Raw genomic sequence first — 18,283 nt, 5'->3', positions numbered from 1 at the left:
GCCAGGAGGGTGCCGCCCACGGAGGCGCGGGAGCGGCGGACGAGGGCGGCATCCACGGGCAGGCCGATGGCCCGCTCGATCTCCGGCGGGACCGCGACGGCGAGGACGGCCGCCACGTAGGCGGGGTCGTGCGCGTGGACCAGGATCTCGGCCCCGGCGAGGTCCGGCGTGACGAAGCCGAGCGGCGCCAGTCCCTTGGTCACCAGCGTCTCGGCCAGCAGGCCATACTTGCGCATCGGGAAGCGATGGCCCGCCGGCAGGCTCGATTCGTAGGCCGGGTGGAAGGCGATGGGCGGGATCACGCGGCCGGGCCAAGATCGCCGAGGATCGCCTGGGCCAGCGCCAGGCCGCTGTCATGGGCCGCTTCGATCCGAGGCCCGAGACACCAGTCGCCGGCCGCTCCCAGTCGGAGAGCAGGGTCGTACTGGCACGGGCGACCCAAGGCGGTCTCGACTTGGGCGAAGCGCCAGCGATGCGCCTCCGCGTAGCTCGGCCTTAATGGCACGGCCAGACACGCCGCCGCAGCCCGCATCAACTCGGACACGACGGCCTCTCGTGACAGTTCCAGATGCGCGCGCGACCAATCTGGCTTCGCGTGTACGGTCAGGCGGATACCGGCGGGCCGCCCGGGCTTCGACGAGTCCGTCGCGATGAGCCCGAGCGGACCGTCCTGCGGCTCGATCAGGGCTGCTGAGGGCGCCTCATCGACCGCGAGCATCAGCGACCAGCGCGGCGCGTAGGAGGCATGCTGTATATCGGGCATCGCAAAGCCGGAGGCCGCCAACAATGTCACGGTCTGGGGCGCCGGGAAGGTGATCGCCAGCGCCGAGAACGGACCGTGATGCCTGCCCGCGACATCCGTCAGGCGCCAGGATGTGTCGTTGAAGTCGATCCGCGTGATCGTCGTGCCGCTGAAGACCGGGAGATCGGCCAGAAGGTCCTGGACCGGTGCGGTCATGCCCGGCACGCCGACGTGGCGCATCGCCCCGCCCCAGGGAGCCGTGATCCCGCGCATGTCCCAGTCGGCAATCCGCGCCGCGAAGGCATCGCCGTGCGCGCGCAGGAATTGCGCGCCATGATCGAACTGCATCGTGCCCGAACGGCGGGTCGCCATGCGGCCGCCGACGCCGCGTCCCTTGTCGAACACCTGCACGGGCAGGCCGGCCTCGGCGAGATGGCGCGCCGCCGTGGCGCCAGCCATTCCGGCGCCCAGGATCGCGACGCGTCTGTTGTGACTCACGATATCGCCCCCGGCGCGACGCGGCCCTCGCTCCCGCGTTGACGGCAGAGATAGGGGACGATCCGTCGGAGGTCAGAGCGAACGGTCCGCGACGCAAGCGCTCGTGCGGGGGGCAAGCAGGCGGCCGAGGCCGGACGCTGTCATGGGCGATGCCGCGATAGGCCCGGTCCGATGCGCGCCATTCGATCGCTCGGTCGCCGAGACGATGGTGCGGGTAGAGGGAATCGAACCCCCACGCCTTGCGGCTGGCGATTTTGAGTCGCCCGCGTCTACCAATTCCGCCATACCCGCGCGCGTCGGGCTCTTCGCATAGGTGTGGCCTCCCCGCCAAGGGTGCCGGCCGGGTTTTTTGCCGGCGCCGTCGATCTGGCCAAGGCGCGGCGCCTGTGCTCAAAGGACGGCCGCTTCCTCACGACCCGGACCCTGAATGCTCCGCCGGCTCTACGCGTGGATCCTCGCGCTCAGCGGCAGGCCCTCCGCGCCCTACGTGCTCGGGGCCGTCGCCTTCGCCGAGAGTTCGTTCTTCCCGGTCCCGCCGGACGCGATGCTGGTGCCGATGGCGGTCAGCCGCCCGGACCGGGTCTGGCTCTACGCGACGATCGCCACGGTGGCCTCGGTCCTCGGCGGATTGGTCGGCTACGCCATCGGGGCGCTGCTGTTCGATTCTCTCGGCGAGTGGCTGATCCGCCTGTACGGGCTGCAGAATTCGGCCGCGACCTTCCAGGATTCCTACGCCCGCTACGGCCATTGGGTGATCCTGTTGAAGGGGCTCACGCCGATCCCGTACAAGCTCGTCACGATCACGTCGGGCTTCGCCCATTACAGCCTGTTCTGGTTCACGGTGCTGTCGATCGTCACCCGCGGAGCCCGGTTCTTCATCCTGGCCGGGCTGCTGGGCCGCTATGGCGTCCAGATCCGCGGCGTGCTCGATCGGCATCTCAACGTGGTCGTGGCGATCTCGGTCGCCGTGATCGTCCTCGGCTTCCTGCTGTTCAAGGTGATCCTGTAGCCATGAACCTCGCGTCGGCGCTGCGCCTCAAGAAGGCGGGTCTTGGGCTGACTCTCGGCTCCGCTTTGGTCCTGGGGGCCGTGCTGGTGCTGCAATACGGCTACGGCTACGCGCCGTGTAAGCTCTGCCTGACCGAGCGCTTGCCCTTCTACGCCGCCCTGCCCCTCGGGCTCGCCGCGCTGTTCGCGCCCGAGCGCTTGGCCCGCCTGGCGCTCGGGCTCGCGGCCCTGGGGCTCCTGTGTGGCGCCGGGGTCGGCGTCTACCATGCGGGCGCGGAATGGGGATTCTGGCCGGGACCGAGCGATTGCGGCGGCGGCACGGGTACGAACCCGGGACAGGTCGGCGATTTCCTGAACCAGCTTCAGACCACGAAGGTGGTCGACTGCTCGGTGGCGGCGATGCGGGTCCTGGGGATCTCGCTCGCCGGTTGGAACGCCGTGATCGCTTTCGTGCTGGCCTCTTTGGCCGGCACCGCCGCCTTGCGTTCCTGAACGCAGCCCGATCAGTTGCGGTCGTCGGGCATGATCGGGATCGGCGCGACGTCGATCCCCTCGTCGATCAGGGCTCGCGCTTCGGCCGGGCTGGCCTCGCCGTAGATCGACCGACCCTCGGCCTCCCCGTAATGGATCTTGCGCGCCTCCTCGGGGAAGCGCGTCCCGACATGTTCGGAGTTCGCGACGACTTGCTCGCGCAGCGCCAGCAGCATAGCCCGCACCTGCCGCTCGGGCTCAGCGATCATCGCCAACGGAGCCTCGGCCTGGGTCGCCACCGGCACCGGATGCTGCCCGCGATCGCTGCGGGCCACGTTGGGCGCCATCAGCGCCTTCGTGACGTTCGCGCTCTCGCAGATCGGGCAGGTCACCAGCCCGCGCTCCGCCTGCGCATCGTAGGATTCGGAGGACGGGAACCAGCTGTCGAAGCCGTGGGCGGCTTCGCAGACGAGACTGTACCGGATCATGTGTTTGCTTACTGTGCGGCCTGAACCTGAGGCCCAATGCGCTCGACGGTGAACGCGCGCGAGTGTTGCAGGGCGGGAATCCGCGCCCGGGCGTCGGCGACCTGGGCGAGGTCGATCTCGGCCAGGATCACGCCGGGCTCGGCCCCGCCGGCATCGGCGAGCACCCGGCCCCAGGGATCGACGATCATCGAATGGCCGAAGGTCTCGCGACCGTCCTCATGGATCCCGCCCTGGGCCGCCGAGATCATGAAGGCGCCGGTCTCGATCGCCCGCGCCCGCTGGAGGATGTGCCAGTGTGCCTCGCCGGTCTGGCGGGTGAAGCAGGCCGGTGCGGTGAGCACCTCGGCCCCGGCCTCGGCCAGCGCGCGGTACAGGGCCGGGAAGCGGATATCGTAGCAGATCGTCAGGCCGAGCGTCGCCAGGGGCGTCGCCGCCACGACCGCGCAGGCGCCCCCGGTATAGGTCGCCGATTCACGCCAGCGCTCGCCGCTCGGCAGGTCGACGTCGAACAGGTGCAGCTTGTCGTAGGAACCCAGGATTTCGCCGTCCGCGCCGATCAGGAAGGCCCGGTTGGCGATCTTGTCGCCCGACCGCACCGCGAGCGACCCGACATGCACCATAACCCCGGTATCCCGGGCGGTCTGCCTCAGGCCGGCCAGGGTCGGATCCTGCTCCGCCACGGTGACGTGCGCGAAAAGCCGCTCGCGGCTGCGCTCGACCAGCGAGGTCATCTCGGGGGTCTGGACGTAGTGCGCGCCGCTTTTCGCAGCCTCGCGCACTCCGGCGACGGCCGCGTCGCGGTTGGCGCCCGGGTCGCGGCCCGAGCGCATCTGCAAGCAGGCGGCGGTGAAGCGCCTCTCAGGCATCGGCCTTGTCCGTCAGCAGCGGATCGAGCTTGCCGGCGCGGTCCAGGGCGTAGAGATCGTCGCAGCCGCCGACATGGGTCGATCCGACGAAGATCTGCGGGACGCTGGTGCGGCCGCCAGCACGCTCGACCATCGCGGCCCGCCCGCCCTGGGCGCGCTCCACGTCGATCTCCTGGAAGGCGACGCCCTTCTCCTTCAGCAGGCTCTTGGCCGCCGAACAGTAAGGGCACCAGGCCGTGGTGTAGATCGTGACCGGCTGCATGGCGGGCGTCGTCTCGCGCGGGAACTCCCGTCATATAGGAGTATGCCCGTCGAATTACCTATGCCCGCGTGGTCACAGCCGGGCCGAGCCGCATCCCGCGCGGCCCCCGGCGCATCTGAGGCCGGTCAGGCGGCCATCAGCTTCTCGACCTCGTTGACGAGATCACGCAGGTGGAACGGCTTCGACAGGACCTTCGCGTCCTTCGGAGCCTTCGAGTCCGGGTTGAGCGCCACCGCAGCGAAGCCGGTGATGAACATCACCTTGATGTCCGGGTCGAGCTCGGTGGCGCGCCGCGCCAGCTCGATGCCGTCCATCTCGGGCATCACGATATCGGTCAGCAGCAGCTCGAACGGCTCCTCGCGCAGCCGGTTGTAGGCCGAGAGGCCGTTGTCGAAGGACAGGACATCGTAGCCCGCGTTCTGCAGCGCCTTGGCCAGGAACCGGCGCATGTCGTTGTCGTCTTCCGCCAGCAGGATTTTCATCGGCCGTTTCCGAGCCCTCGAGTCGAAATGTTGATCCCATAAAGGGACGCGATGGTAAACAAGGTGTTAGGATCGGAGCCCGCAGCCGGCGCCGCGTGTCTCGAAAACGGCCCTGTGGGCCGTCGGCACCAGAGTGGACAGGCGATCGTTCGCATACCACACTGCGTATCCGCCGCGCTTTTCCAACCGCCGGGGTGTGCACGCAATCCATGACCGCGCCCGAAACGGTACAGCCCGACGCCCTCGGTTTCGCCCCGGCCTTCGCGGTCGAGGAGCCGGCGACGCACATCCTGCCCTTCGTCTTCAATACTGGCCATTCCGGCGCCGTCTACCCCCCCGATTTCGTGGCTGCCTCGCGCCTGGACGCCCTCACCCTGCGCCGGTCCGAGGATGCCCATGTCGACCGCCTGTTCGCCTCGGTTGTCGAACTCGGCGCACCGCTGCTCCGGGCGAACTTCCCCCGGGCCTTCCTCGACGTGAACCGCGAGCCGTATGAACTCGACCCGCGCATGTTCGACGGCCGGCTTCCGCCCTTCGCCAACACCCGGTCGATGCGGGTCGCGGGCGGGCTGGGCACCGTTCCGCGGGTCGTGGCGGACGGCCAGGAGATCTACGCCCGGCGCCTGCCGGTCGGCGACGCGATCGCCCGCATCGAGGCCCTGTACAAGCCCTACCACCGGGTCCTGCGCGGCCTGATCCAGCGCACGGCGCGGACCCACGGGCACTGCATCCTGATCGATTGCCATTCGATGCCGTCCTCGAGCCTCGGACGCGACACCGAGAACAAGGCCGACATGGTCCTGGGCGACCGCTACGGGACCGCGTGCGCGCCGGGCCTGATCGAGGCGTTCGAGGCCGCGTTCCGGGCCCAGGGTTTTCGGGTGGTGCGCAACAAGCCCTACGCGGGCGGCTTCATCACCGAGCATTACGGCGAGCCCAACCTCGGGCGTCACGCCCTGCAAATCGAGGTCAACCGGGCCCTGTACATGGACGAGGCGAGCCTTGGGACGACGCCGGATTTCCCCAGCCTCGTGAAGGCGTTGCGGTCGGTCGTGGCTGGCGTGGCGGCCGATCTCGGTGACCTCACGCCCAGCCGGATCGCCGCCGAATAGGCTGCGGCCATTCCGTGTCCGGCGCCGCGCTCATTCCGCAGACGATCTTTGCGGGGGGCTATAGAGGAGGCGGCGTTGATGACGCCCGCCCTGGCCTTCGACGCGAAACGGGCGCCCTCGCGCGTCGATCGATCGACGGCGTAGCACCAAACCGGTCCGGAAAAGAAAAAAGGCCACTCCCGAAGGAGCGGCCCGAAGTCTAGGGAGGAAACGCCCAAGAAGGGCTACGAGACCGCGACGCCATCGCAATCTCGCAATGCACAAATGACAGTGCGGCGCACAAGACGCAAGGGCCAAATCGTCTCCGCCCGCGCGTAGAATGCATGCCTCAAGCGCGCAACGCGCAAAGGCCTCAACTCTGCTTCAGGAGTTTCTCAATCTCGGCGCGCAGCGGGCCGGCGAGATCCGGGCGCTCCAGCGCGTAGGCCAGGTTCGCGGTCAGGAAGCCGATCTTCGAGCCGGTGTCGTAGGTCCGGCCCTCATAGTGCATGCCGAAGAAGTCCTGCGTGCCCATCAGGTCGATCATGGCGTCGGTGAGCTGGATCTCGCCGCCGGCGCCCTTCTTGCCGTGCTCCAGGATCCCGAAGATCTCGGGCTGGAGGATGTAGCGGCCGGAGATGATGAAGTTCGACGGCGCGGTGCCCTGCTTCGGCTTCTCGACCATGCCGGTGATCTCGAAGGACTGACCGTAGGTCTCGCCGACGCTGACGATGCCGTATTGGTGCGTCTCTTCCGGAGCCACCTCCTCGACCGCGATGACGTTGCCGCCGTGGCGCTCGTAGGTCGCGAGCATCTGCTGCATGCAGCCGCGGCTCAGCATATCCGGCAGCAGCACCGCGAAGGGCTCGTCGCCGACGATCTCCCGGGCGCACCAGACTGCGTGACCCAGGCCGAGGGGGGCCTGCTGGCGGGTGAAGCTCGTCTGGCCGGCCTTGGGCAGATCGCGCTTCAGCTCTTCGTAGGCAGCGGTCTTCCCGCGCTCCTGAAGGGTATGCTCGAGTTCGAAGGCAATATCGAAATGGTCCTCGATTACCGCCTTGCCGCGACCCGTGACGAAGATGAAGTGCTCGATGCCGGCTTCGCGCGCCTCATCGACGACATGCTGGACGACCGGCCGGTCCACGACCGTGAGCATTTCCTTCGGGACCGCCTTCGTGGCGGGCAGGAATCGCGTGCCCAGCCCCGCGACGGGCAGGACAGCCTTGCGGATCGGTTTCATCAAGCGGCAACCTCGGAAACAGAATGGGACGACACGGGCAATGGATCAGGCAGTGAGATAGCCTAGCACGATGCTTCGCAAGGCCTCTACGTCGATAGTATGAGGCAAAGCACCGTAAATATCCCGTCTGCGACCACCTAAAGTGGCCGTTACCAGATGATATCTCACCAGGCGTTTGAACGCGCGATGAAGCGGGGTGTGCGCCTTGCCTGTCCGTGCCCGGTTCGGGCAAGGCTCCCGGCAGCTTCCCTCGGAGCGGCTTCGGAGCGGACGACAACATGGCGGTTCTGATGATGGGCGGGGCCGGGTCTATCCGTAGCCGCCAGGTCGTAGTGCTCGACGGCCGCACCAGCGGGTTGGACCGGGCGCCGGCCTGGATGGGCAAACCCGGTCCGCATAATCGGGTTTGAGGCGATGCCGTCGCGCCGCACGCTGCTCGCCGCCGCCCTCTGCCTCGTTCCCGCGGTAGCCCGAGCCGCAAAGCCATCGGCTCCGAACGCCGCCTTCCAGGCGTTCGTCGCGACCCTGCGTCCGGAGGCCGAAGCCCGCGGCGTCTCCGCCGAGACCTTCTCGGCCGCGTTCCGTGGCATCACGTCACCCGATCCCGGGGTCCTGGCGCGGACGCGCCAGCAGGGCGAGTTCGTGAGGCCGGTCTGGGATTACCTGGTCGGCGCCGTCTCGGCGGGTCGCATCGCCCGCGGACGCGAACGGGCGGGCACCCTGGCGTCCACACTGAAGGCGATCGAGGCACGCTACGGCGTCCCGGCGCCGATCGTGCTGGCGTTCTGGGGGGTCGAATCCGATTTCGGCGCCAGCGCCGGCAGCCTGTCCACGATCCGGGCGCTGGCGACCCTCGCGGAGGCCCGACATCGCGGCACGCTGTTCCGCGACGAGTTGCTCGCCGCCCTGGCGATCCTCCAGCGCGGCGATATCGCGCCCGAGCGCATGAGCGGAAGCTGGGCGGGGGCCATGGGGCAGGTGCAGTTCCTGCCATCCACCTACCTGGCCCACGCTGTCGATCTCGACGGCGACGGCCGCAGGGACATCTGGACCAGCGACGCGGATTCGCTCGGATCGATCGCAGCGTATCTCAAGGATCTGGGCTGGGATCCGACACTGTCCTGGGGCTACGAGGTGCGTCTACCCGAAGATTTCGACCTGACCGCCTATGCCGGGCCGCTCTCCGGTTTCGCTGCGCGGGGTGTCCGGCGCACGGACGGAAAGCCGTTGCCCGGGCGCGGGGACGCCGCGCTGTTCCTGCCCGGGGGCCTTGGGGCGCCGGCATTCCTGATCACCGGCAACTTCGAGGTGGTCCGCCAGTACAACACCTCGGATTCCTATGCGCTGGCCGTCGGACACCTGGCCGACCGCCTGGACGGCGGCCCGGCGCTCGCGGCGCCCTGGCCTACGGGACCGCGCCTCGACGGTGCGGGACTGCGCGCGCTGCAGACCGGTCTGGCGACCGCCGGCTTCTACGAGGGCCCGACCGATGGACGCGCCGGGCCGAAACTGCGCGACGCCGTGCGACGCTACCAGATCGCGGCAGGCCTGCCGGCGGACGGGTACGCCTCCCCGGCGCTGCTCGCCCATGTCCGGGCCCGGCACGATCCGGCGCGATGATCCGCGCCCGTGGGCGGGTTTAGACGCGCAAGCCGGTCTCCCGTATAGTGCCGCCTACCGACCGGTGTTTCGGTCGCCTTCAAGGTGCGGGATCTGCATGGGAGTCGCAGTCTGGCGTCGTACGGCGCGTCCGGCCATCCTCGGACTCGCCGTCCTGCTGAGCCAAGCGGGCCTGTCCCTGGTTGGCGGCACGTCCGCCCAGGCGCAATGGGGCGACAGCTATCAGCGGCCCGAGGGCGGCGCCTATTACGAAGCCCCGCCGCGGCGGCGCCCGCGCGATGCCTACTATCGCGACGACGGCTCCACCGCCCGCCAGCCCCGCTACGCTCCGCCCCAGGAAGCACCGCGGCAGTTCTACTGGCCGTGGGAGGACCGGCCCCAGCCGGTCGCTCCGCCGCCGGAGCGCACCTATCGGGCGCCGCGCCCGCGCAGCACGATCGGAAACGCGGACGCGCAGCGACCCTCGCCGGCCGTCAAGCGCCGGGAACGGCCCGCCCGGGCGCCGGTGCCGCCGAAACCCGCCATCGCGAAGACCGCACCGAACGTCCAGATCGCCGTGTTCGGCGATTCACTGGCCGACCACCTCGCCCACGGCCTGGACGACGTCTTCGAGGACAATGCGGACATCGCAGTCGTCGATCGGGCGAAGGGCGACAGCGGGCTTGTGCGCAAGGACGTGGTCGATTGGCCCAAGAGCGCGGAAGACTACCTGCGCACCAATTCCAAGGTCCGCTACGCGCTGGTCATGCTGGGCGCCAACGATCGCCAGCCGATCCGCGAGGGTGACGAGACCGTCGATCCGCTGACCGATCGCTGGAAGGCCCTGTACCGCGCCCGGGTCGAGGCCCTCGTGAAGGTCTTCGCCGACCACAAGGTGCCGCTGGTCTGGGTCGGGCTTCCGCCGGTGCAGAGCGAGAGCCTGAGCCGGGATCTCGCGAGCCTCAACGACATCGTCCGGGACACCGTGACGAAGGCCGGTGCGACCTATGTCGACATCTGGCCCGGCTTCGTCGACGACCGAGACCGCTACGCGGCCTCAGGCCCCGATCCGGAGGGGCAGATCGCCAAGCTGCGGACCGCCGACGGCGTGCACTTCACCAAGGCGGGCGACCGCAAGCTGGCGCATTTCGCCGATGTCGAGCTGAAGCGCCTGATGGGTACGGCCGCGCCGGCGCTGACCGATCCGCCGCCCACCGCGACCGTCGCACCGGGGGCGCCGAGCGCGACGCCCGGTCCGAGCCTCGACGGATCCGGGCAGCCCACCGACACCGCGGCGATCGATCGGCAGATCACAGCGATGCTGCCGAGCCTGCCGGAACCTCCGGGCGTCCCGGCTCTGCCGGTCAAGCCTGCAGCCGGGCCGGTCGTGCCCCTCGGGCGTACCGAGGTCTCCCCCGGCGGGACGCTGTTGACCGGCCGTCCGCGCGATTCCGACAACCTCGGCACCGTGGAGCGGACGCTGGTCCGCGGCAACGCGCCGATGCCCCAGCCCGGCCGCGCCGACGACTTCCGCTGGCCCCCCGGCTGAGCAATGAGCCAGGCGCGGGGTTCGTACCGCGCGCCGGGGCCGATCCTTCCTTAACGCGGCAGGACGCTCGCACCCATCAGGGCCTCGTCGATGGCACGCGCCGCCTGACGGCCTTCACGGATCGCCCAGACCACCAGGGATTGGCCCCGGCGCATGTCGCCGGCGCTCCAGATCTTCGGGTCCGAGGTCCGGTAATCCTCCTCGTTCGCCTCGACGTTCCCGCGCTCGCTGACGCTGATGCCGGACTGGTCGAGCAGGCCCTTCTGCACCGAGCCGGCAAAACCGATCGCCATGAAGACGAGGTCGGCCGGTAGGATGAACTCGGTCCCGGGGATCGGCTGCCGCTTGGCGTCCACCCGGGCGCAGACCACGCCGGTCAGCCGGCCTTTCTTGTTGCCGTCGAGCCGCAGCGTCGCCGCCTGGAACTCGCGCTCTGCGCCCTCCGCCTGGCTGGACGAGGTCCGCATCTTGGTCGGCCAGTACGGCCATACCGTCAGTTTGTCCTCGCGCTCGGGGGGCCGGGGCCGGATGTCTAGCTGCGTCACCGACAGCGCGCCCTGACGGAACGCGGTGCCGACGCAGTCGGAGGCGGTGTCGCCACCGCCGATCACCACGACGTTCTTGCCCGAGGCCAGGATCGGGGCTTCGCCGTTGCCGCGCATCGGCTCCGCGGCCACGCGCCGGTTCGACTGGATCAGGTAGGGCATGGCGTAGTGGACGCCTTCGAGTTCCTGCCCGGGCAGCTGCGGGTTGCGGGGATCCTCCGCGCCGCCGCAGAACATCACCGCATCGAACTCGGCCTTCAGTTCGTCGACCGGCTTGGTCACGCCGACGTTCTGATTGTAGTGGAAGACGACGCCCTCACCCTCCATCTGCCGGACTCGGCGATCGATGTGGCGCTTCTCCATCTTGAAGTCGGGAATGCCGTAGCGGAGCAGGCCGCCGGCCTTCGGCTCGCGCTCGAACACGTGCACGTCATGCCCGACCCGGGCGAGCTGCTGGGCCGCCGCGAGGCCGGCCGGGCCGGAGCCGACGACGGCCACGCGCTTGCCCGTGCGCATCGATGCCGGCTCGGGCTTGATCCAGCCCATGTTCCACGCGCGGTCGGCGATCGCCTGCTCGATCGTCTTGATCGCCACCGGCTGATTCTCGAGGTTGAGCGTGCACGCCTCCTCGCAGGGCGCCGGGCAGACGCGGCCGGTGAACTCCGGGAAGTTGTTGGTGGAGTGGAGGTTGCGCGACGCCTCCTCCCAATCCGACTGGAACACGAGGTCGTTCCAATCCGGAATTTGGTTGTGGACCGGGCAGCCGGTCGGGCCGTGGCAGAACGGGATGCCGCAATCCATGCAGCGCGCGGCCTGTTTGGTCAGGTCGTGCTCGTCGAGCGGAAGCGTGAACTCGCGGAAGTGCCGCACGCGATCGGCCGCGAGCTGGTACTTCTGCTCCTGCCGGTCGAACTCGAGGAAACCCGTGATCTTGCCCATCGATCAGTCCAATCGCGACGCTATGTCTTTTGCCGGGTCATCTTGCGCTCGAGCGGGATGGCGATCGGTCATGGCCGAAGCCAGTTCTCGATCGTCAAACCGCCGATCCGCGCGAATTCCCGCGTGTTGTCCGTGACCAGCACGCTCCCATCGGCGAGCGCCTGAGTTGCGATGAGCAGGTCGTTGGCCCCGATCGGTGTCCCGGCCCGCTCAAGCCCGAGACGGAGATCCGCATAGATCGCGTCGTACGGCAGCCGCCAAGACTCGATCGAGAACGCTTGGAGCACCGCCTCGACCTGTCGTGTCAGCCGCTCCGAACCCTTTCGCGTGGCACCGTACCGAAGTTCCGCCGCCACCACGACGCTCGTGTAGATCCCGGCTTCTCCGATCCGCCGCACCTGCTCCGCTACCGCTCCCCGCGGCGCCCGGATCAGCGCCGAAAGGATATTGGTGTCGAGCAGGTAGCGCATTCACAACCGTACGTCTTCGGGTGGCGCGTCCGTGATTGCCGGCCAATCCTCGTCGAGATCTTCAAGGCTGTCGAGGAGACCGAGAAGGGATGGGCGAGCCACCGGCTCAAGGACGAGTTTGGCGCCATCCTGACGGAGTAGCACCTCATCACCGCCCAGCATGAAGCCGGGCGGGATTTCGAGCCGCTGACCGTCCTGAGTCCGGACCAAGCGGACCCGTACTACCGGTTCGCCCATCGTCGCCCCCAATCCCTACTCCGCTGCCACCGGCATCCGCGCCATCTCCATCTCGCGCAGCGCGCGGCGGTATTCCACCGGCATCACCTTGACGAACTTGGTGCGGAAGCTCGCCCAATCGTCGAGAATCTGCTTGGCCCGCGGGCTGCCCGTATATTTAAGATGGTTGGTGATGAGCTGGCTGAGGCGCTCCTCGTCGTGGCCGGACATGTCGGCCAGGATGTCGACGCGCCCCTTGGTCTCGAGATCGCCGTCCTGGTGGAAGCGGCGCATCAGGTCATCTTCCTCCTCGACGGGCTCGAGATCGACCATCGACAGGTTGCAGCGGGCCGAGAACGAGCCGTCCTCGTCCAGCACGTAGGCGATGCCGCCCGACATGCCGGCCGCGAAGTTGCGCCCGGTCTCGCCGATCGAGACCACGACTCCGCCGGTCATGTACTCGCAGCCATGGTCGCCCATGCCTTCGACCACCGTGATCGCGCCGGAATTGCGGACCGCGAAGCGCTCGCCCGCGGAGCCGCGGATGTAGCACTCGCCGGCGATCGCCCCGTACAGCACGGTGTTGCCGACCATGATGGTCCGGTCGGGCGGCGACCGCAGCGCGTCGCTCGGCCGGATGATCAGCTTGCCGCCCGAGAGGCCCTTGCCGACATAATCGTTGCCGTGGCCGGTCAGCTCGATGGTGACGCCGGCCGCGACCCAGGCGCCGAAGCTCTGGCCCGCGGTGCCCGCCAGCTTCACCACGATGGTGTCGTCCGGCAAGCCCTCGTGACCGTGCGCCTTGGCGACCATGCCGGACAGCATCGCGCCCGCGGCCCGGTCCGAGTTCCGGATCACGTCGGTGACGACCACCGGCTCGCCGGTCTCGACGGCGTGCCGGGCAGCCTCGATCAGGCGCCGGTCGAGGACCGTGTCGATTGGGTGGTGCTGCTTCTCCACGTGCCGGATGGCGATGCCCTCCGCCACCTTGGGGCGATGGAACAGCTTGGTGAAATCGAGCCCGCGCGCCTTCCAGTGGGCGATGGCCTCGACCTTGTCGAGCACGTCGGAACGCCCGACCAGCTCTTCCAACTTGGTGAAGCCGAGGGAGGCCAGGATCTCCCGCACCTCCTCGGCCACGAAGAAGAAGTAGTTCACCACGTGCTCGGGCGTGCCCTTGAAGCGCTTGCGCAGCACCGGATCCTGCGTGGCGACACCCACCGGGCAGGTGTTGAGGTGGCACTTGCGCATCATGATGCAGCCGGCCGCGATCAGGGGCGCGGTCGAGAAGCCCATCTGGTCGGCGCCGAGCAGGGCCGCGATGACCACGTCGCGACCGGTGCGGATGCCACCGTCGGCCTGGAGGGCGACGCGGCCGCGCAGGCCGTTGAGCACCAGCGTCTGCTGGGTCTCGGCGAGACCGGTCTCCCACGGTCCGCCCGCGTGCTTGAGCGAGGTCAGCGGCGCTGCGCCGGTGCCGCCGTCATAGCCCGAGATGGTGATGTGGTCGGCCCGCGCCTTGGCGACGCCGGCCGCCACGGTGCCGACGCCGACCTCGGATACGAGCTTCACCGACACGTCCGCCGACGGGTTCACGTTCTTCAGGTCGAAGATCAGCTGGGCCAGATCCTCGATCGAGTAGATGTCGTGGTGCGGCGGCGGCGAGATCAGGCCGACGCCCGGGGTGGCGTAGCGGACCTTGGCGATCTTGGCGTCGACCTTGTGGCCGGGCAGCTGGCCGCCCTCGCCGGGCTTGGCACCCTGCGCGACCTTGATCTGCATCATGTCGGCATTCACGAGGTATTCCGTCGTGACGCCGAACCGGCCCGAGGCGACCTGCTTGATCGCCGACCGGCGCGAGCGCCCGTCCGGCAGCGGCTTGAACCGCTCGACCTCTTCGCCGCCCTCGCCCGAGTTCGAACGACCGCCGAAGGAATTCAGCGCGATGGCGAGCGTCTCATGCGCTTCCTTCGAGATGGACCCGTACGACATCGCCCCGGTGGCGAAGCGCTTGACGATCTCGGAGGCCGGCTCGACCGAATCAACCGGCACCGGCTGGCGGCCGAGTTCGGTTGCGCTCCGGAGGCGGAACAGACCGCGCAGGGTCTTGAGCTGGTTCTCCTGCCGATTCACCAGCGCGGCGTATTCGCGGTAGCGCTCGGGCACGTTGAGGCGCACCGCGTGCTGGAGCGTCGCGATCGTGTCGGGCGTCCAGGTGTGAGCCTCGCCGCGCAGCCGGTAGGCGTACTCGCCGCCGACATCGAGGGCGTCGCGGTAGATCGGGGCGTCGCCGAAGGCGTCGCGGTGACGGCTGACGGTCTCCTCTGCGACCTCGGCCATGCCGACGCCCTCGATGGTCGTGGCCGTGCCGAAGAAGTCGCGGCTGACGAAGGTCGAGTTCAAGCCGATCGCATCGAAGATCTGCGCGCCGCAATAGGACTGGTAGGTCGAGATGCCCATCTTGGACATCACCTTGAGCAGGCCCTTATCGATCGCCTTGATGTAGCGGTAGATGATCTCGTCGTCGGTGAGGTCCGGCGGGAACTCGTCTTTCATCGCCAGCAGCGTTTCGAAGGCGAGATAGGGATTGATCGCCTCCGCGCCATAGCCGGCCAGGCACGCGAAGTGGTGCACCTCGCGCGGCTCGCCCGATTCGACCACGAGGCCGACCGAGGTGCGCAGCCCCTTGCGGATCAGGTAGTTGTGCACCGACGCGGTCGCCAGCAGGGCCGGGATCGGGACCCGGTCCGGACCCACCGCACGGTCGGTCAGCACGATGATGTTGTAGCCGCCGCGCACCGCCGCCTCGGCCCGGTCGCAGAGGCGGTCGAGCGCCCCGTCCATGGCCTGCGCGCCCATCTCGGCCGGGTAGGTCATGTCCAGGGTCTTGGTGTCGAACCGGTCCTCGAAATGGCCGATCGAGCGGATCTTCTCCAGGTCGCCGTTGGTGAGGATCGGCTGGCGGACCTCCAGGCGCTTGCGCCGGGATGCGCCCTCCATGTCGAGCAGGTTCGGCCGCGGCCCGATGAACGAGACGAGGCTCATCACCGCCTCCTCTCGGATCGGGTCGATCGGCGGGTTGGTGACCTGCGCGAAATTCTGCTTGAAGTAGGTATAGAGCAGCTTCGATTTCTCGGAGAGCGCCGAGAGCGGCGTGTCCGTCCCCATCGAGCCGACCGCCTCCTGGCCGGTGACGGCCATGGGCTGCATCAGCAGCTTGAGGTCTTCCTGGGTGTAGCCGAAGGCCTGCTGGCGATCGAGCAGGCTCACGTCGGAGCGCGTCTCCCGCGCCACGACGGGCTTGAGGTCTTCCAGCACGATCTGGGTGTTCTTGACCCAGTCGGCGTAGGGATGCGCGGCGGCAAGCTCGCCCTTGATCTCCTCGTCGGAGACGATCCGGCCCTTTGCCAAGTCGATCAGCAGCATCCGGCCGGGCTGCAGGCGCCAGGACTGGACGATCTTCTCGTCGGGGATCGGCAGCGTGCCCATCTCCGAGGCGAGCACGACCAGCCCGTCATCGGTGACGATGTAGCGGGCCGGGCGCAGGCCGTTGCGGTCGAGGGTGGCGCCGATCTGGCGGCCATCCGTGAAGGCCACGGCCGCGGGGCCGTCCCACGGCTCCATCAGGGCGGCGTGGTACTCGTAGAAGGCGCGCCGCTCCTCGCTCATCAACGGGTTGCCGGCCCAGGCCTCCGGGATCAGCATCATCATGGCGTGGGCGAGCGGGTAGCCGCCCTGCACGAGGAACTCGAGGGCGTTGTCGAAGCACGCGGTATCGGACTGGCCCTCGTAGGAGATCGGCCAGAGCTTCGAGATGTCGTTGCCGAACAGGTCCGAATCGACGCTCGCCTGCCGGGCCGCCATCCAGTTGACGTTGCCGCGCAGCGTGTTGATCTCGCCGTTATGGGCGACCATCCGGTAGGGGTGCGACAGGCGCCAGGTCGGGAAGGTATTGGTGGCAAAGCGCTGGTGGACCAGGGCGATCGCCGAAACGAAGCGCTCGTCCTTCAGGTCGAGGAAGTAGTCGCCGATCTGGGTGACCAGAACCATGCCCTTGTAGACGATGGTCCGGGTCGAGACGGAGACCGGGTAGAACTCCTTCACCCGCGGGTCGTCGAGGGCGTAGACCTTGTTGGAGATCACCTTGCGGGCGACGAAGACCCGCCGCTCGAACGTGTCCTGGTCCGAGACGGAGCCCGGCCGGCCGATGAACACCTGGCGGTGATGCGGCTCGGTGGCCTTCACGGCGACGCCCAGATCCTCGGGATCGACCGGCACATCGCGCCAGCCGAGGAGCGGCAGGCCCTCGTCGGCCAGGGCCGCCTCGATGATTCCCTCGATGATCGCCCGGGGCTCCTCGGCCTTTGGCAGGAAGAACTGGCCGATGGCGTACTGCCCGGCGGGCGGCAGCTCGAAGCCGAGGCGCGAGCACTCGTCCGCGAAGAAGCCGTGTGGGATCTGCGTGAGGATACCGCAGCCGTCGCCCATCTTGGGGTCGGCACCCACCGCACCGCGATGGTCGAGATTCTCGAGGATCTTCAGGCCTTGCTGAACGATGGCGTGGGTCCGGCGATCGTGCATGTCGGCGATGAAGCCGACGCCGCAGGCATCACGCTCGTTGGCCGGATCGTAGGCGCCCTGGGCTTTGGGCAGAGCGGGATCACGCACCGTGAGCGGCACCGCGCCGCCGCGCGGGGCGGAAGCCTGGAACTCGGAAGCAGCAAACTCTTCGGCGGGTCCGCGCTGTGCCATGCTTCGTCTCGTCCTTCCCTCGATCCCCTCCGCCGCCAGTGGACCCGCGAGCATGTTTCATGCCCGCGAGCCGCAGCCGTGCGGCGTCCCGACCCGATGCCGCAGGCGATCCGGTCGGTCCCCGAGAGGACGTGCCCGTCGACCTTCGTTCATCGAAAACCCGGACCGCTCCAGGAGCGGCGTGCTGGCGCGCTCGAGACCGCCGGCCGAATTCCCCGCTGGCGCGCGGGACGGCGACGGCCGGCATGCGCGGCCAATGGGACAGTTCTGCTGTCCTAAGTCGCGAAATTGGCAGATTGAAACCGTTTCAGCAAGGGATCGCGCGTGCATGCGGGCGCGGCATCCGCGACTGCGCTTAAACCGCCGTTCATCAATCGCTTCCGCAATCTCGCCCGAATCACGCGGTCTACGAGCAGTGCCGAGCACAAGCGGCATGCGGGGCAACGACCTCGCCGGCATGGTCGAGGTCTGGGCAAACCGGCCCGGACCATGCCGGAACCGGATACTCTGCCGGGTCTCCAGGACGGGAACGCATCAGAGTGATGATCGAGAACGGAACGGCTCGCCGCGCAGCGCGGCGGGTTCTCAGCGCAGCCCTTCTGTCCGGCGGAATGATGCTGGGCCTCTCTCAGGGCGCCCGCGCGCAATTCGCCTTCGAGGACGAGATCCTGCCGCCGCGGGTGATCGCATGGCGCCTGGCCGATCGCGGCTTCAGCGGCGTGAGCCGTCCGCGATTCGACGGGCGCGTCTACGTCGTCGACGCCGTGAGCCCGACGGGTGTCCCGATGCGTCTTTTCGTTGATCCGGCCGCGGGCGCGATCGTCGGACGCCAGCGTATCGGCGCGCCCGAGAGCTATGCCCGGTTGGAGCGGCCGGGCGCCGGCTTCGGATGGACCGAGGAGGATGCTGCACCGCAGCGTCTCCTGAGGCCGGGGATGCCGGATGGCGTCCCGGCTCCGGCTGCGCGTCCGGCGCGCCGCGCGAGCCCCGAGGCTCTGCGTCCCGATCTCAATCCCGATGGCCTGAACCCGGATGGCCGGGCGCGGCCCGAGGCGCCCCGCAAGG

Annotated in this window: 15 protein-coding genes, 1 tRNA gene and 2 pseudogenes; 6 read left to right on the top strand and 12 right to left on the bottom strand. The window is 68.7% G+C overall.

The features are described from left to right. From FV228_RS06480 to FV228_RS06470, 3 genes and pseudogenes are all read right to left on the bottom strand, one after another. A pseudogene (locus FV228_RS06480) lies at window positions 1-299 on the bottom strand (histone deacetylase); the annotation flags it as partial. After that, complete coding sequence (locus tag FV228_RS06475) at window positions 299-1,240, bottom strand: FAD-dependent oxidoreductase (RefSeq protein WP_147853842.1); 942 nt, start codon at window positions 1,238-1,240, stop codon at window positions 299-301. The gene FV228_RS06475 and the pseudogene FV228_RS06480, both read right to left, overlap by 1 nt. Window positions 1,241-1,446: 206 nt before the next feature. After that, window positions 1,447-1,531, bottom strand: a tRNA-Leu gene (locus FV228_RS06470). A gap of 136 nt (window positions 1,532-1,667) precedes the next feature. Here FV228_RS06470 and FV228_RS06465 point away from each other — a divergent pair. Together FV228_RS06465 and FV228_RS06460 are read left to right on the top strand one after the other, a co-directional pair. Next, window positions 1,668-2,249, top strand: a complete 582-nt coding sequence (locus FV228_RS06465; protein ID WP_147853841.1) for a YqaA family protein — start codon at window positions 1,668-1,670, stop codon at window positions 2,247-2,249. 2 nt (window positions 2,250-2,251) lie between these two features. Then, window positions 2,252-2,740 (top strand): disulfide bond formation protein B, encoded by a 489-nt coding sequence (locus FV228_RS06460; protein WP_147853840.1) that lies wholly within the window; start codon window positions 2,252-2,254, stop codon window positions 2,738-2,740. Between the two features lie 11 nt (window positions 2,741-2,751). Here the strand turns inward: FV228_RS06460 and FV228_RS06455 are convergent, their stop codons facing one another. The 4 genes from FV228_RS06455 to FV228_RS06440 all read right to left on the bottom strand — a co-directional run bounded on the left by FV228_RS06455 (window position 2,752) and on the right by FV228_RS06440 (window position 4,817). Beyond that, entirely contained in the window at window positions 2,752-3,207 is a 456-nt protein-coding gene (locus FV228_RS06455; protein ID WP_147853839.1) for a DUF1178 family protein, read from the bottom strand. A gap of 8 nt (window positions 3,208-3,215) precedes the next feature. Beyond that, on the bottom strand, window positions 3,216-4,073 hold the full coding sequence (locus tag FV228_RS06450) for a carbon-nitrogen hydrolase family protein (protein ID WP_147853838.1): 858 nt from the start codon (window positions 4,071-4,073) through the stop codon (window positions 3,216-3,218). After that, entirely contained in the window at window positions 4,066-4,335 is a 270-nt protein-coding gene (grxC, locus tag FV228_RS06445; protein ID WP_147853837.1) for a glutaredoxin 3, read from the bottom strand. Before grxC ends, FV228_RS06450 begins: the two co-directional genes overlap by 8 nt. 125 nt (window positions 4,336-4,460) lie before the next feature. Beyond that, window positions 4,461-4,817, bottom strand: coding sequence for a response regulator (locus FV228_RS06440; protein WP_007558883.1), 357 nt, complete (start codon window positions 4,815-4,817; stop codon window positions 4,461-4,463). Window positions 4,818-5,026: 209 nt separating this feature from the next. Between FV228_RS06440 and FV228_RS06435 the strand changes: the two genes are divergently transcribed. Then, window positions 5,027-5,929: an N-formylglutamate amidohydrolase gene (locus FV228_RS06435; RefSeq protein ID WP_147853836.1), complete on the top strand. Its 903-nt coding sequence runs from the start codon at window positions 5,027-5,029 to the stop codon at window positions 5,927-5,929. A 352-nt stretch (window positions 5,930-6,281) separates the two neighbouring features. Here the strand turns inward: FV228_RS06435 and galU are convergent, their stop codons facing one another. Next, on the bottom strand, window positions 6,282-7,148 hold the full coding sequence (galU, locus tag FV228_RS06430) for a UTP--glucose-1-phosphate uridylyltransferase GalU (protein ID WP_147853843.1): 867 nt from the start codon (window positions 7,146-7,148) through the stop codon (window positions 6,282-6,284). A 414-nt stretch (window positions 7,149-7,562) separates the two neighbouring features. Between galU and FV228_RS06425 the strand changes: the two genes are divergently transcribed. Then, window positions 7,563-8,768: a lytic murein transglycosylase gene (locus tag FV228_RS06425; protein WP_147853835.1), complete on the top strand. Its 1,206-nt coding sequence runs from the start codon at window positions 7,563-7,565 to the stop codon at window positions 8,766-8,768. Between the two features lie 97 nt (window positions 8,769-8,865). Beyond that, window positions 8,866-10,296 (top strand): SGNH family hydrolase, encoded by a 1,431-nt coding sequence (locus tag FV228_RS06420; protein ID WP_147853834.1) that lies wholly within the window; start codon window positions 8,866-8,868, stop codon window positions 10,294-10,296. Between the two features lie 50 nt (window positions 10,297-10,346). Here the strand turns inward: FV228_RS06420 and FV228_RS06415 are convergent, their stop codons facing one another. From FV228_RS06415 to gltB, 4 genes are all read right to left on the bottom strand, one after another. Next, window positions 10,347-11,780, bottom strand: coding sequence for a glutamate synthase subunit beta (locus FV228_RS06415; protein ID WP_147853833.1), 1,434 nt, complete (start codon window positions 11,778-11,780; stop codon window positions 10,347-10,349). Window positions 11,781-11,848: 68 nt separating this feature from the next. Continuing rightward, complete coding sequence (locus tag FV228_RS06410) at window positions 11,849-12,250, bottom strand: type II toxin-antitoxin system VapC family toxin (protein ID WP_147853832.1); 402 nt, start codon at window positions 12,248-12,250, stop codon at window positions 11,849-11,851. Continuing rightward, entirely contained in the window at window positions 12,251-12,487 is a 237-nt protein-coding gene (locus FV228_RS06405; protein WP_147853831.1) for an AbrB/MazE/SpoVT family DNA-binding domain-containing protein, read from the bottom strand. Between the two features lie 15 nt (window positions 12,488-12,502). Next, entirely contained in the window at window positions 12,503-17,218 is a 4,716-nt protein-coding gene (gene gltB, locus FV228_RS06400) for a glutamate synthase large subunit (protein WP_147853830.1), read from the bottom strand. Between the two features lie 614 nt (window positions 17,219-17,832). Between gltB and FV228_RS06395 the strand changes: the two are divergent. Further along, window positions 17,833-18,283, top strand: a pseudogene (locus tag FV228_RS06395) (hypothetical protein); the annotation flags it as partial.

It is taken from the genome of Methylobacterium sp. WL18, assembly GCF_008040015.1.
Lineage (GTDB): Bacteria > Pseudomonadota > Alphaproteobacteria > Rhizobiales > Beijerinckiaceae > Methylobacterium > Methylobacterium mesophilicum.
The sequence above is the reverse complement of the archived record's forward strand: the minus strand, read 5'-3'. Positions and strand labels throughout refer to the sequence as shown.

Excerpts from the sequence above, each read along its gene's own strand:
- FV228_RS06465 (WP_147853841.1), top strand. The coding sequence starts at position 1,668 with ATGCTCCGCCGGCTCTACGCGTGGATCCTCGCGCTCAGCGGCAGGCCC.
- FV228_RS06460 (WP_147853840.1), top strand. The coding sequence starts at position 2,252 with ATGAACCTCGCGTCGGCGCTGCGCCTCAAGAAGGCGGGTCTTGGGCTG.
- FV228_RS06455 (WP_147853839.1), bottom strand. The coding sequence starts at position 3,207 with ATGATCCGGTACAGTCTCGTCTGCGAAGCCGCCCACGGCTTCGACAGC.
- FV228_RS06450 (WP_147853838.1), bottom strand. The coding sequence starts at position 4,073 with ATGCCTGAGAGGCGCTTCACCGCCGCCTGCTTGCAGATGCGCTCGGGC.
- grxC (WP_147853837.1), bottom strand. The coding sequence starts at position 4,335 with ATGCAGCCGGTCACGATCTACACCACGGCCTGGTGCCCTTACTGTTCG.
- FV228_RS06440 (WP_007558883.1), bottom strand. The coding sequence starts at position 4,817 with ATGAAAATCCTGCTGGCGGAAGACGACAACGACATGCGCCGGTTCCTG.
- FV228_RS06435 (WP_147853836.1), top strand. The coding sequence starts at position 5,027 with ATGACCGCGCCCGAAACGGTACAGCCCGACGCCCTCGGTTTCGCCCCG.
- galU (WP_147853843.1), bottom strand. The coding sequence starts at position 7,148 with ATGAAACCGATCCGCAAGGCTGTCCTGCCCGTCGCGGGGCTGGGCACG.
- FV228_RS06425 (WP_147853835.1), top strand. The coding sequence starts at position 7,563 with ATGCCGTCGCGCCGCACGCTGCTCGCCGCCGCCCTCTGCCTCGTTCCC.
- FV228_RS06420 (WP_147853834.1), top strand. The coding sequence starts at position 8,866 with ATGGGAGTCGCAGTCTGGCGTCGTACGGCGCGTCCGGCCATCCTCGGA.
- FV228_RS06415 (WP_147853833.1), bottom strand. The coding sequence starts at position 11,780 with ATGGGCAAGATCACGGGTTTCCTCGAGTTCGACCGGCAGGAGCAGAAG.
- FV228_RS06410 (WP_147853832.1), bottom strand. The coding sequence starts at position 12,250 with ATGCGCTACCTGCTCGACACCAATATCCTTTCGGCGCTGATCCGGGCG.
- FV228_RS06405 (WP_147853831.1), bottom strand. The coding sequence starts at position 12,487 with ATGGGCGAACCGGTAGTACGGGTCCGCTTGGTCCGGACTCAGGACGGT.
- gltB (WP_147853830.1), bottom strand. The coding sequence starts at position 17,218 with ATGGCACAGCGCGGACCCGCCGAAGAGTTTGCTGCTTCCGAGTTCCAG.